The organism is Klebsiella sp. K5-306 (genome assembly GCF_051835185.1).
In the GTDB taxonomy this organism is placed as follows: Bacteria; Pseudomonadota; Gammaproteobacteria; order Enterobacterales; family Enterobacteriaceae; genus Klebsiella; species Klebsiella oxytoca.
The window spans coordinates 96102-109430 of the sequence record NZ_JAIFJY010000009.1 but is presented as its reverse complement, the minus strand read 5'-3'; the positions used below and the strand labels follow the sequence as shown (position 1 = coordinate 109430).

The 13329-nt window shown below is 58.5% G+C and carries 9 protein-coding genes; 3 read left to right on the top strand and 6 right to left on the bottom strand.

All coding sequences use genetic code 11. The features are described 5' to 3' along the window. The first annotated feature begins 75 nt into the window (after positions 1–75). Positions 76–1731, top strand: a complete 1656-nt coding sequence (locus K2184_RS15305; RefSeq protein ID WP_163524976.1) for an ABC transporter permease — start codon at positions 76–78, stop codon at positions 1729–1731. A 76-nt stretch (positions 1732–1807) separates the two neighbouring features. After that, positions 1808–2653, top strand: a complete 846-nt coding sequence (gene nhoA, locus K2184_RS15300; protein WP_163524974.1) for an N-hydroxyarylamine O-acetyltransferase — start codon at positions 1808–1810, stop codon at positions 2651–2653. Positions 2654–2814: 161 nt separating this feature from the next. Here the strand turns inward: nhoA and narI are convergent, their stop codons facing one another. The 6 genes from narI to K2184_RS15270 all read right to left on the bottom strand — a co-directional run bounded on the left by narI (position 2815) and on the right by K2184_RS15270 (position 11717). Then, entirely contained in the window at positions 2815–3495 is a 681-nt protein-coding gene (gene narI / locus K2184_RS15295; RefSeq protein WP_017145935.1) for a respiratory nitrate reductase subunit gamma, read from the bottom strand. Further along, the gene (gene narW, locus K2184_RS15290) at positions 3492–4187 is read right to left on the bottom strand and encodes a nitrate reductase molybdenum cofactor assembly chaperone (protein ID WP_004112845.1); all 696 of its coding nucleotides are present in this window, start codon (positions 4185–4187) and stop codon (positions 3492–3494) included. Before narW ends, narI begins: the two co-directional genes overlap by 4 nt. Continuing rightward, positions 4187–5731: a nitrate reductase subunit beta gene (narH, locus tag K2184_RS15285; protein ID WP_004101903.1), complete on the bottom strand. Its 1545-nt coding sequence runs from the start codon at positions 5729–5731 to the stop codon at positions 4187–4189. The genes narW and narH overlap by 1 nt, the downstream gene beginning before the upstream one ends. Further along, complete coding sequence (locus tag K2184_RS15280) at positions 5728–9468, bottom strand: nitrate reductase subunit alpha (RefSeq protein ID WP_004112847.1); 3741 nt, start codon at positions 9466–9468, stop codon at positions 5728–5730. The genes narH and K2184_RS15280 overlap by 4 nt, the downstream gene beginning before the upstream one ends. Before the next feature lie 94 nt (positions 9469–9562). Then, entirely contained in the window at positions 9563–10951 is a 1389-nt protein-coding gene (locus K2184_RS15275) for a NarK family nitrate/nitrite MFS transporter (RefSeq protein ID WP_004112849.1), read from the bottom strand. 190 nt (positions 10952–11141) lie between these two features. Beyond that, a complete protein-coding gene (locus K2184_RS15270) occupies positions 11142–11717 on the bottom strand; it encodes a TetR family transcriptional regulator (protein WP_004101906.1) in 576 nt (191 codons plus the stop codon). A gap of 119 nt (positions 11718–11836) precedes the next feature. Here K2184_RS15270 and K2184_RS15265 point away from each other — a divergent pair, with 119 nt between their 5' ends. Then, positions 11837–13327 carry a SmvA family efflux MFS transporter gene (locus K2184_RS15265; protein WP_047719856.1) on the top strand — a complete coding sequence of 497 codons (1491 nt, stop codon included), beginning with the start codon at positions 11837–11839 and terminating at the stop codon, positions 13325–13327. Positions 13328–13329: the final 2 nt, after the last annotated feature.

Here is a 13329-nt window from a genome sequence, read left to right as displayed (position 1 = left end):
ACCGTAGACGGATGTGACCCTGTAGCCCGGCTAAGCGCAGCGCGAGCCGGGTAAGATCGTATCCAGGAATATATCGTGAAACAGAGACTTATTTCAGCGGGCACGCTGGCGGCACTGCTGGTGCTGGTGGCGTTGCCGCTGCTCTTTATCGTCCTCCAGGCGATTTTTCCCCGGTTTAGCGCCGGCTCGCTGAGCGGCGCGTTTAGCGGCGTGTCAACGCTGATTGCCGACCCGCAGCTGCCTACGATGCTCGGCGGTACCCTGTGGGTGGCCTGCGGCGTGGCGCTGATGAGCGTGGTCATCGGTCTACCGCTGGGCGTCGTGCGCGGATTGTTTACTATTCCGCTGCCGCGACTGTGGGATCTGCTCTTTCTGATCCCCTTTCTGACGCCGCCATACATCGCGGCGCTGTCGTGGATGCTGATGCTGCAAAGCAACGGCTATCTGCAGCAGCTGACCGGCTGGGATCTTAACGATCTGCTTTTTAGCCGTTCCGGGATTGTGCTGGTGATGACGCTCAATATTTTCCCGGTGGTCTATTTTGCCGTTTCGCGCAGCCTGCTGGCGAGCGGTCAGCGGTTGGCGATTGTCGCCCGGGTGCACGGCGCCAGCGCCTGGCGGGCGTTCTGGCACATCACGCTGCCGATGCTCTCGCCGGCGCTGGCGGCGGGGATGCTGTTGGCGTTTACCCTGGCGATTGAGGAATACGGCGTTCCGGCGGCCCTCGGGTCGCGGGCAGGGCTGGTCATGCTAACCGTAGGCATTGAGAAAAAGCTTGCCGACTGGCCCGTCGATCTGCCCGGCGCATCGCTGCTTTCGCTGCTGCTGATCGCGGTGGCGCTGCTGGCCTGGTGGCTGCAAAAACGGCTGACTGGCGATAAAGAGGTCACCAGCGTCACCGGCAAGCCGGGAGAGAATAGCGGGGCGGAACTGGGCTGGCTGGCGCTTCCGGCGATGCTAGTGATGGCGGGCGTCGGTGGGTTGGCGGTGGTGCTGCCGGGCGCGTCGATGGTGCTGACCAGCCTGATGAGCACGCTGTCGGGCGGTATCCACGCTGACAACGTTACTCTTCGCCATTTTGCCGCGCTGTTTGCTCAGCAGGGCGATGCGCTGTCGGCGCTGGCAACCAGCCTTTCGCTGGCGCTGGCTTCGGCTGGCGTTGTTGGGCTGGTGGGGCTGCTCGCCGCCTGGCTGGTTGTGGTGCAAAAAATCAAGGGGAGCGCGATAGTCGATGCCTTATCGCTGCTGCCGGCGGCGCTGCCGGGCGTGGTGGTAGGCGTCGGGTTGATTCTGTTGTGGAATCAGCCGTTCTGGCCGCTTTCCCCCTACAACAGCTGGTTTATGCTGCTGCTCTCCTACAGTTGTCTGCTGCTGCCCTGGCCGGTACGCTACGTCGGCAGCGCGCTGCGCCAGCTTGGCAATAATCTTGAGCCTGCGGCAAGGGTACATGGGGCGACGGCCCTGCAGGCGCTGCGTCTGATCGTTCTGCCGCTGGTCTTCCCGGCGCTGCTGGCGGCGATGCTGATGGTGTTCGCCGTCGCCTCCCGCGAGCTGGTAACTTCGCTGCTGCTCGCGCCAGCCGGAACGCAAACCGTCGCGGTGTTTATCTGGCGCCAGTTTGAGCAGGGCTCGGCGGGGCAGGGAATGGCAATGGCGTCGCTGACGCTGCTTACCGGTCTCGGGCTGATGCTCAGCGCGCTGGCGCTGATGCAGCGAGGCACGCGCGGATAAATGCGATCGCACAAAATAGCTGGTCAGGCGGGAAAAACAGGCTATAAATGTCGGACACCGATTGCTGGAGGCATTGATGAGTCCCTTTTTAAGCGCCTATTTTTCTCGTCTGGGCTGGACGGGCACCCCGGACGTTTCACTTCACACCCTGCGCGAATTGCATATTCACCATAACGGCGCGATCCCCTTTGAAAATCTGGATGTGCTGCTGCCAAGAGAGATACATCTCGACGATCGCACCCTGGAAGATAAGCTGATTCACGGTCGTCGCGGCGGTTACTGCTTCGAGCAAAACGGCCTGCTGGAGAGAGCGCTGCGCGAAATTGGTTTCAACGTGCGCAGTCTTCTGGGCCGCGTGGTGCTGGCCAATCCGCCGCATATGCCGCCGCGTACCCATCGGCTGCTGCTGGTGGACGTGGAGGGCGAACGCTGGATTGCTGACGTTGGTTTCGGCGGCCAGACCCTGACCGCGCCGATCAAGCTGCTGGCCGATGTGGAACAAGCGACCCCGCACGGTGAGTATCGCCTGATCTACGAAGGGGAAGAGTGGACCCTGCAGTTCAGCCATCACGGCCACTGGCAGTCGATGTACCATTTTGACTTAGGTCGCCAGTACGCTTCCGACTATGTGATGGGCAACTTCTGGTCAGCGCACTGGCCGCAGTCGCACTTCCGCCATCATCTGCTGATGTGCCGCCACTTACCGGATGGCGGCAAGATGACGCTGACCAATTTCCACTTTACCCATTGGGATAAAAACCATGTGGTCGAAAAGCGGGATTTAGCGGATGTTCCGGCGCTGTATGAAGCGCTGCAAACGCGTTTTGGCCTCGGCGTGGATGATGCCAAATATGGCTTCAGCGAAGCGGAACTGGCGGCAGTGATGGCGGCGTTTGATACCCATCCCGAGGCGGGTAAGTAAATACCCTACAGGAACCGTTGGCTGGATAAGGGGTGGCTGTCAAACGTGGATGTTACCCGGCTTGCGCTACGCTTAGCCGGGCTATGGGTTCACAGCCATCTGCGTTGATGTATCCCGGGTGAGGCGTTTACGCCGCGACCCGGGATGATTGCAGATTTTGCTCAGCGTCTTGAACGTACCACCTGGTAGCGGCGGGTGAAATATTCAAACGGCGCGCTCCAGACGTGAACCAGACGGGTGAACGGGAACAGCAGGAAAATCGTCATTCCCAGTACCAGATGTACGCGGAAAACAAAGGCGACACCGCTGAGCATTTCAGACGAGCCGCCGCGGAAGGTCACGATGCCTTGCGCCCAGCCGACCAGCTTCATCATTTCACTGCCGTCAGGATACTGCGCCGAAAAAGGAATCGTGCTCAGCCCGAGCAGGCACTGAATCAACAGAATGCTCATGATGATGATATCCGGGGTGGTCGAGGTCGCGCGAACGCGCTGGTTGGTCAAACGACGCCAGAGCAAACCGGCGCCGCCGATCAGCGTCAGGACGCCGCAGACGCCGCCGAGCACCATCGCCATCTGCTGCTTGACCGCAATCGGTAAAAACCAGGCATACACCCAGTGCGGCGTTAACATGCCGAACAGATGGCCAAAGAAAATGCCGAGTATGCCGATATGAAAAAGATTCGACCAGATCACCATCCCGCGTTTATCGAGCATCTGGCTGGAGGAGGCGCGCCAGGTGTACTGACCGTAGTCATAGCGCAGCCAGCTGCCGAGAAAAAAGACCGTCGCGCAGATGTAGGGGTAGATGTCGTAAAAAAAGACGTTCAGGTACTGTATCATTTCGGGCCTCCCGCGCTGACGTCGACGTACTGCGGCGCCACGTCCTGGCTAAAGCGTCGTTGATATTGCTGTAACGGTGAGCTGTCACAGGTTGTGGCGTTATCTTCGATAAATTTCACCTGCTCTTCTTCCCAGACCGCATCCAGCGCCTGCCGGGTATCATCACGGGACTCGTTGTTAACCTGCTGCGTGACACTGTCACTTGAGAGGGGGCTCCCGGCGAGGCTCAGCAGGGCGTCAAACAGCGGGTACCACGCTACCTCGCGCTGCTTGAGCCGCCCGCCCAGCAGCGCCAGAATCGGCGCGACGTTTTGCAGCCCCTCACGCGCTTCGTTTTCCGGCAGGATGCTGAGGTATTCCAGATACAGCGGCAGATGGTCTGGAAGTTCGCGACAGTTGAGCACCAGGCCCGCCTTTTCATACTGAGCGAGCAGATCGACCATTGCCTGGCCGCGATCGCGGGACTCGGCGTGCACGTGTTCAAACAGCAGCAGCGACGTGGCGCGGCCCCGGTCGAACACTTCGCACCATTCGGCCTGCTTGTCCAGCAGCGGGGCATTCAGCATTTCCGCGGCGAAGTCGTTGAGCATGGGGGCGTCGTGCCGCACCATGGCCAGCACCTCCTCCTTGCACTGCCAAAGAAACTCATCCGGGTACTCCATCAGCAGGCCGATCGCTTTGAGGATTTGCATTATTCCCCCTCCGCTTTATCGCGTACTTCGGTGATGTTGATGGCATCGATACGGCTACTGTTGAACAGGTTGAATTTGGTGTCGGAGCCGTGGCAGCCGTCGCCAAAGGTAAAACCGCAGCCGTTGCGCTCGGGGAAAGCGTCGCGCGCCATTTCGCGGTGGCTGGTCGGGATCACGAAACGGTCTTCATAGTTGGCGATCGCCAGATAGCGGTACATCTCCTCGACCTGTTCAACGCTTAAGCCCACTTCCTCGATGGCGCGGGTATCCGTGACGCCTTCCACCGTTTGCGAGCGCATGTAATGACGCATCGCCATCATGCGCTTCAGCGCGCGCAGCACCGGGCCGGTATCGCCCGCGCTGAGCATATTGGCGAGATACTGTACCGGAATACGCAGGCTTTCGATGGCCGGAAGCACGCCGTCGCTTTTCGGCAGGCCGCCGGCGTCGGCGTAGGACTGAATCGGCGACAGCGGCGGCACGTACCAGACCATTGGCAGGGTGCGGTATTCCGGATGCAGCGGCAGCGCCAGCTTCCAGTCCATCGCCATTTTGTACACCGGCGAGCGCTGGGCGGCATCAATCACGTTTTGTGGAATCCCCTGTTTCAGCGCTTCTTCAATCACCGCCGGGTCGTGGGGATTGAGGAACACCTCGCACTGCCGCTCATAGAGATCGGTTTCGCGCTCGGTGCTGGCGGCCTCTTCAATGCGATCCGCGTCGTATAACAACACGCCGAGATAGCGGATACGCCCCACGCAGGTTTCCGAACAGACGGTGGGCTGTCCGGATTCGATACGCGGGTAGCAGAAGATGCATTTTTCCGATTTACCGCTTTTCCAGTTGAAGTAGATTTTTTTGTACGGGCAGCCGCTGATGCACAGACGCCAGCCGCGGCATTTATCCTGGTCGATCAGCACGATGCCGTCTTCTTCACGCTTGTAGATGGCGCCGCTCGGGCAGGTGGCGACGCAGCTCGGATTCAGGCAGTGCTCGCACAGGCGCGGCAGATACATCATGAAGGTGTTTTCAAACTGGCCGTACATCTCCTTCTGAATCTTGTCGAAGTTACGGTCGCGGGCGCGCTTTTCAAACTCGCCGCCGAGCAGCTCTTCCCAGTTGGGCCCCCAGATGATTTTATCCATCCGCTTACCATCGATAAGCGAGCGCGGACGGGCGGTGGGCAAATGTTTCCCCTCCGGCGCGTTGTGCAGGTGCTGATAATCAAAGGTAAAAGGCTCATAATAATCGTCGATTTGCGGTATCACCGGATTGGCGAAGATTTTGGTGATGACGCCCATTTTGCCGCCCAGACGCGGGCGTATTTTGCCATTAACGTCGCGCACCCAGCCGCCTTCCCACACCTCCTGGTCTTCCCAGTTTTTTGGATAACCGATGCCCGGTTTGGTTTCGACGTTGTTAAACCAGGCGTATTCCATTCCTTCACGTCCGGTCCAGACGTTTTTACAGGTGACGGAACAGGTGTGGCAGCCGATGCATTTATCAAGATTGAGAACCATGCCGACCTGTGAGCGTATTTTCATTTTTTCACCTCCTGTACCCCGTCGCGACCTTCGTCATCCAGCCAGTCAATATTTTTCATTTTGCGGATCATAATGAACTCATCGCGATTGGAGCCGACGGTGCCGTAATAGTTGAAACCGTAAGCCAGCTGGGCGTAGCCGCCAATCATATGGGTCGGTTTCGGGCACACGCGGGTCACCGAGTTATGGATCCCGCCGCGCCGTCCGGTGACTTCCGATCCCGGAATATTCATCAGACGCTCCTGCGCGTGGTACATCATGGTCATCCCCGGCGGTACGCGCTGGCTGACCACCGCGCGAGCGGTGAGCGCGCCGTTGGCGTTAAAGGCCTCGATCCAGTCGTTATCTTCAATCCCCAGTTCGCGAGCATCGGTTTCGCTGATCCACACGATCGGCCCGCCGCGCGACAGGGTTAGCATCAGCAGGTTTTCGCTGTAGGTGGAGTGAATGCCCCATTTCTGGTGCGGCGTCAGAAAGTTGAGCGCTTTTTCAGGAAAGCCGTTAGGCGGGATCGCTTTCATCTGGCTGACGCTGCGGGTGTCAATGGGCGGACGATAGACCACCAGGCTTTCGCCAAAGGCGCGCATCCAGGGGTGATCCTGATAGAGCTGCTGGCGGCCGGAAAGGGTGCGCCAGGGGATCAGCTCGTGGACGTTGGTATAGCCGGCGTTGTACGACACATGCTCGCTCTCGAGGCCGGACCAGGTCGGGCTGGAGATAATTTTGCGCGGCTGGGCCTGAATGTCGCGGAAGCGGATTTTTTCATCCTCTTTATTCAGCGCCAGGTGCGTGTGCTCGCGGCCGGTAAATTCGCCGAGCGCTTGCCAGGCTTTGACCGCCACCTGGCCATTGGTTTCCGGGGCGAGGGCGAGGATCACTTCCGAGGCGTCGATGGCGGTGTCGATGCGCGGGCGGCCTTTAGCCGGGCCATCCAGCTTGACGTAGTTGAGCTTACCGAGGAAATCGACCTCGTTCTGGGTGTTCCAGGTGATGCCTTTACCGCCGTTGCCGAGTTTGTCGAGCAGCGGGCCGAGGGAGGTAAAGCGCTCATAGGTCGCCGGATAATCGCGCTCAACCACGGCAATCGACGGCGCGGTTTTACCCGGCGTCAGCTCGCATTCGCCTTTCCGCCAGTCCAGCACGTCAAAGGGCTGAGAGAGTTCCGCCGGGGAGTCATGCTGCAGCGGCACCAGCACCACGTCGGTCTCTTTATCGAGGTGGCCGACGCAGACTTCAGAGAAGGTTCTGGCGATATCTTTGTAAATTTCCCAGTCGCTTTTCGCCTCCCACGCCGGGTCAACGGCGGCGGAGAGCGGGTGAATAAAGGGATGCATATCCGAGGTGTTCATATCGTCTTTTTCGTACCAGGTGGCGGTTGGCAGAACGATATCGGAGAACAGACAGGTGCTGGACATGCGAAAGTCGAGCGTCACAAGCAGGTCGAGTTTGCCCTCAATGGCCGCGGTTTGCCACTCCACCTCTTCCGGCTTCACCTCATCGGTAGCCCCCAGCTCTTCGCCCTGAATACCGCTGTCGGTGCCCAGCAGGTATTTGAGCATATACTCATGGCCCTTGCCGGAAGAGCCCAGCAGGTTTGAGCGCCAGATAAACAGATTACGCGGATGGTTTTTGCCGTTATCCGGCTGTTCGCAGGCGAAGCGGATCTCGCCGGACTTCAGCGCCCGGGCGGTGTAGTCGGCGGGGGGCAGTCCGGCTGCGGCGGCCTGCGCCTTGATGGTCAGTGGGTTAACCCCCAGCTGCGGCGCGGAAGGCAGCCAGCCCATGCGCTCGGCGCGAACGTTAAAATCGATCAGATGGCCGCTGAATTGGCTGGCGTCGGCCAGCGGCGACAGCAGCTCCCGGGCGGTCAGCTTTTCATAGCGCCACTGGCTGGCGTGATTGTAAAAAAAGGAGGTGCTGTTCATCTGGCGCGGCGGACGATTCCAGTCCAGCGCGAACGCCAGCGGCAGCCAGCCGGTTTGCGGACGCAGTTTCTCCTGGCCGACATAGTGCGACCAGCCGCCGCCGCTCTGGCCGACGCAGCCGCAGAACACCAGCATATTGATCATCCCACGGTAGTTCATATCCATGTGGTACCAGTGGTTGACGCCGGCGCCGAGGATAATCATCGACCGTCCGTGGGTTTTATGCGCGGTATCGGCGAACTCGCGGGCGATCTGCTCGATGTGCTGGCGCGGGACGCCGGTGATCTGTTCGGCCCACGCCGGGGTATAGGCTTTCATTTCGCCAAAGTCCCTGGCGGCGTTGGGGTCGTCTAAACCGCGATCGAGTCCGTAGTTAGCGAGGATGAGATCATAAACGCTGACCACCAGGCCGGATTCACCGTTGGCCAGCGGGAGCTGCTTAACCGGCAGTTGATGCAGCGTCACCGGATCCTGCTTGATGCTGCGAAAGTGCGGGTTTTCGTTGCCGCCGAAGTAGGGAAAGCCCACCGTCACCACGTCGTCACGGCTATCCAGCAGCGACAGCTTAAGTTCAATCGCTTGCCCTGCGGCCTGCTGTTCGAGGTTCCACTTGCCTTTCTCTCCCCAGCGGAAGCCAATCGAACCGTTTGGCGCCACCAGTTCACCAGCGCTGTTATAGGCGACGGTCTTCCACTCCGGGTTGTTGCTTTCGCCCAAATCGTCGACCAGATCGGCGGCGCGGACCATCCTGCCGGGAACGTAGAAACCCTCCTCGCGGCGCTCAAGCATCACCAGCATCGGCATATCGGTATAGGTGCGACAGTAGTTGAGGAAATAGTCGCTGGGATTATCAAGGTGAAACGTTTTGAGGATCACATGGCCCATTGCCATCGCCAGCGCGCTGTCGGTGCCCTGTTTCGGCGCCAGCCACTGATCGCTGAGTTTGGCAACTTCCGAAAAATCCGGAGTAATCGCGATGGTTTTGGTGCCCTTATAGCGCACTTCGGTAAAAAAGTGGGCGTCCGGCGTTCGGGTCTGTGGGACGTTTGAGCCCCAGGCGATGATATAGCTTGAGTTATACCAGTCGGCGGATTCAGGGACATCGGTTTGCTCACCCCAGGTCATCGGCGAGGCGGGGGGAAGGTCGCAGTACCAGTCGTAAAAACTCAGACAGGTGCCGCCAAGCAGCGACAGATAGCGGGTACCCGCGGCGTAAGAGACCATCGACATCGCCGGGATCGGCGAAAAGCCCGCCACCCGGTCCGGCCCGTAGTTTTTGATGGTCCAGACGTTGGCGGCGGCAATCAGCTGATTCAGCTCTTTCCAGCTTGAGCGGATAAACCCGCCTTTGCCGCGTACCTGCTTGTAGCTGAGGGTTTTAACCGGGTCCTGCATAATGCTATCCCACGCCTGCACCGGATCGGCGTGCTGAGCCAGCGCTTCGCGCCACAGCGCAATCAGCCGCTTGCGCACCAGCGGATACTTCAGACGGTTGGCGCTGTAAAGGTACCAGGAGTAGCTCGCGCCGCGCGGGCAGCCGCGGGGTTCGTGGTTGGGCAGATCCGGGCGGGTTCGCGGGTAGTCTGTTTGCTGGGTTTCCCAGGTGACCAGACCGTTTTTGACGTAAATCTTCCAGCTGCATGAGCCCGTACAGTTCACGCCGTGGGTTGAGCGGACGATTTTGTCGAACTGCCAGCGCTGCCGATAGCTGTCTTCCCAGTCGCGGTTGGTGTTGTATACCTGGCCGTGACCGTTGGCAAAGCTCTCGCCTTTTTGTTTAAAGTAGCGAAAGCGATCCAGTAGTTTACTCATGACATTTCTCCTGCTCCAATAATGTCCAGCCTTACAAGACCGCACTATCCTGTAGGCCAGATAAGGCTTCAGCCGCCATCCGGCAAAGATGTCGTTATTTTTTTGCCGGTTTACGACGGCCGTAGACCAGCCAGGTCACCAGCACACAAACCACGTAGAAAACAAAGAAGACCTTCATTGCCCCGACAGGTGAGCCGGTCAGCGCCAGCGAGGTGCCGAAGGCTTTAGGGATAAAGAAGCCGCCAATGGCGCCGATAGCGGAGATAAAACCGAGCGCCGCCGCGGTGTCGGTCACCGCTTCGTGCTGAGCCTGTTCATCGCTGCCGCCGCGCTTCTTCACGCTGTCGATAGTTATCTGGCGGAAGATCACGGCGATCATCTGGAAGGTGGAACCGCTGCCGAGACCGGCGGTAAGGAACAGTCCCATAAACACCACGTAAAAGGCGAGAAAGCTGCCGGAGCCGGTGCCGGGCAGGGTGAGGAACAGCAGGCCGGTGAACAGCGCCATTAAGATAAAATTGATCAACGTGACCCGCACGCCGCCGAGACGGTCGGAAATAATGCCGCCAAATGACCGCGCCAGCGCGCCGATAAACGGCCCGAAGAAAGCCAGATTCAGAATATTCACGTCGGGGAACTGCGTTTTCGCCAGCATGGCAAAACCGGCGGAGAAGCCGATAAACGAGCCAAAGGTGGCAAGGTAGAGCAGGCTTAACAGCCACATATGCGGGCGCTTCAGTACCGGCAGCTGCTCGCGAATTGAGGCCTTCGAGCTGGCGATATCGTTCATTCCCACCCAGGCTGCGAAGGTGGCGATCGCCAGCAGCGGTACCCAGACGAGCGCGGCGTTGCTAAGGGCGAGAAGAGATCCATCCTCCTGAGGCACCCCATGAACACCGAGAAAAGCAAAGATGGGCAGAAAAATCACCGCCGGCGCGATCATCTGCATCACGCTGACGCCGAGGTTGCCAAGCCCACCGTTAATCCCCAGTGCGCTACCCTGTTTGGCTTTGGGGAAGAAAAAACTGATATTTCCCATGCTCGAAGCAAAGTTCGCTCCGGCAAAACCGCACAGTAAGGCGATAATGATAAATACCCAAAACGGGGTAGCGGTATTTTGCACGGCAATTCCCAGCCAGATGCAGGGAACCACCAGAATAATCGTACTTAATACCGTCCAGTAGCGACCGCCAAATATGGGTACCATAAAGGAGTAGGGCACGCGTAATATCGCGCCGGAAAGCGAAGGCAGAGCGGTTAATAAAAACAGTTGATCGGTAGTGAAATTAAAACCGACTTTATTGAGGTTGACCGCGACGGCGCTAAATAACATCCAGACGCAAAAGGCAAGTAGCAGACAAGCTACGGAAATGCAAAGATTTCTGCGGGCTATTTTCTTTCCCTTATTTTCCCAGAATGCCGCGTTTTCAGGTTTCCACTCGCTTAAAAGATAATGATTCTTTTTCTCATTTTTGCTCAGCATATTGCCCTCGAATGAACATTAACCAGTCAAAAAGAATAAAGATGTAAAACAGTCAATTAATATAAAAGAATGAAAGAAGGGGCCGAACGATGTGTTAGTTGTAATAAATGAAGAATAGATAAGAAAAGCGCGTCGGCAGTCGACGCGCGGAGAATAGAGGGGGATTATTTGTTACAAAGTGTAACCTGGGTCAGAACAGTTCCATCGAAATAAAATAATTGATATGCCGGTTAAAGGTGGCGTCATCTATTTCCTCCATACCCAGCGCGTAAATACCATCCAGGCCACATACCAGCGCAATGAGCCGCCAGGCAATACTTTCCGCATGGTCTTTTGGCGTAAACTCACCTGCTTCGGTTCCGCGCTGAATAATTTTCAGCGTCTCTTCATGCCACATACTCATCGTCAGCAGATATGCGCCTTTGATATCGCTATCGCTGTCGGCCAGCAGCTGCGCTTCGCGCCATAAACGAATATAGGGCTCAAGCTTGCCATCGTCGCTGCCCACCATGGAAAACAGGCGTTCCCGCCACGTGGCGTCGTCAGCGACCAGCGGCATGTCCAGCATTTCACGGATAAGGCGTACAAAGGTATGGGCTTTCAGCTCGCCTGCTGAAGTGAAATGGTGGTGCAGTTGACCGGCGGAGACGCCGGCTTCGGCGGCAATCTGGCGCACGGTCATGGCGCTGAATCCGCCTCTAAGCGCGACGCGCATGGCTGCCAGTACAATAACTTCCCGTCGCGCATCGCGATTTAAGTAGCTCATAGCCCCTGGTGACCCCCGTTTTTGGCCGATAGTAACAAAAAGTTGGACACTCGTTCAACATTGGGGCAGGATCGCCATCCTGGACACTTGTCCAATTTTCAACTTTGAGGAAAGGTAGTATGTCTCGGCAATGGTTGACGCTGATGGCGATTTTGCTGGTTTATATTCCGGTGGCGATTGATGCCACCGTTCTGCACGTGGCCGCGCCAACGCTTAGCGTAGCGCTGGGGACCAGCGGCAATGAGCTATTGTGGATTATTGATATTTACTCGTTGGTGATGGCCGGTATGGTGCTGCCGATGGGCGCGCTGGGCGATAAAATAGGCTTTAAACGCCTGCTACTGCTCGGCAGCGCTATTTTTGGCGCCGCCTCGCTGGCGGCGGCGTTTTCGCCGACGGCCGAAACGCTGATTGCGTCCCGTGCGCTACTGGCGGTAGGGGCAGCGATGATCGTCCCGGCGACGCTCGCCGGTATTCGCAGCACTTTTGCGCTGGCGCAACAGCGTAATATGGCCCTTGGCCTGTGGGCGGCGGTGGGTTCCGGCGGGGCGGCCTTTGGCCCACTGATCGGCGGCATGCTGCTGGAACATTTTTACTGGGGCTCGGTTTTCCTGATCAACGTGCCGATCGTGCTGCTGGTGATAGCGATTAACGCCAAAGTGGTGCCGCGTCAGCCCGCACGACGGGAACAGCCGCTGAATCTATTCCAGGCGCTAATCCTCATCGCCGCCATATTGATGCTGGTATTCAGCGCTAAAACGGCGCTTAAAGGGCAAATGGCGCTGTGGTTAACCGGGCTGGTGGCGGTTGCTGGCGCCGGTATGCTGTTCTGGTTCGTGCGCAAGCAGCTTATGGCGACGCGGCCCATGGTCGATATGCGACTGTTTACCCATCGCATTATTTTAAGCGGTGTGATGATGGCGATGACGGCGCTGATCACGCTGGTGGGCTTTGAACTTCTGATGGCGCAGGAGCTGCAGTTCGTGCATAGCAAAACGCCATTTGAGGCCGGGCTGTTTATGCTGCCGGTGATGGTGGCCAGCGGTTTTAGCGGGCCGATTGCCGGCATGTTGGTTTCGCGCCTGGGGCTGCGCGAGGTGGCAACCGGGGGAATGCTGCTCAGCGCGCTGAGCTTCCTCGGCCTGTCGATGACCGATTTCAGCACCCAGCAGTGGTTGGCCTGGGGACTGATGACGCTGCTGGGCTTTAGCGTCGCCAGCGCGCTGCTGGCTTCCAGCTCTGCCATTATGGCCGCAGCGCCGAAGGAGAAAGCGGCGGCGGCGGGAGCCATCGAAACTATGGCCTACGAGCTGGGGGCTGGTCTGGGCATCGCCCTGTTCGGTCTGATATTGACCCGCAGCTACACCTCATCGATTGTTTTGCCGTCGGGCGTTGACGGCGCAGCGGCGGCGCAGGCGTCCTCCTCCATCAGCGAGGCGATTAAGCTGGCGCAGTCGCTGCCGGCTATTCCAGCGCAAAACCTGCTCGAAGCGGCGAAGGCAGCGTTTATTCATTCGCACAGTATCGTGCTGGCGACGGCCGGTGTCCTGCTTCTGCTGCTGGCGGCTGGTATCTGGCGCAGTCTGGCCAGGGCGCCGGAGCTGAATTAACC

What these genes read in the sequence shown, in the direction of transcription:
- nhoA (WP_163524974.1), top strand. Translation starts at nt 1,808, where the DNA reads ATGAGTCCCTTTTTAAGCGCCTATTTTTCTCGTCTGGGCTGGACGGGC.
- narI (WP_017145935.1), bottom strand. Translation starts at nt 3,495, where the DNA reads ATGATACAGTACCTGAACGTCTTTTTTTACGACATCTACCCCTACATC.
- narW (WP_004112845.1), bottom strand. Translation starts at nt 4,187, where the DNA reads ATGCAAATCCTCAAAGCGATCGGCCTGCTGATGGAGTACCCGGATGAG.
- narH (WP_004101903.1), bottom strand. Translation starts at nt 5,731, where the DNA reads ATGAAAATACGCTCACAGGTCGGCATGGTTCTCAATCTTGATAAATGC.
- K2184_RS15280 (WP_004112847.1), bottom strand. Translation starts at nt 9,468, where the DNA reads ATGAGTAAACTACTGGATCGCTTTCGCTACTTTAAACAAAAAGGCGAG.
- K2184_RS15275 (WP_004112849.1), bottom strand. Translation starts at nt 10,951, where the DNA reads ATGCTGAGCAAAAATGAGAAAAAGAATCATTATCTTTTAAGCGAGTGG.
- K2184_RS15270 (WP_004101906.1), bottom strand. Translation starts at nt 11,717, where the DNA reads ATGAGCTACTTAAATCGCGATGCGCGACGGGAAGTTATTGTACTGGCA.
- K2184_RS15265 (WP_047719856.1), top strand. Translation starts at nt 11,837, where the DNA reads ATGTCTCGGCAATGGTTGACGCTGATGGCGATTTTGCTGGTTTATATT.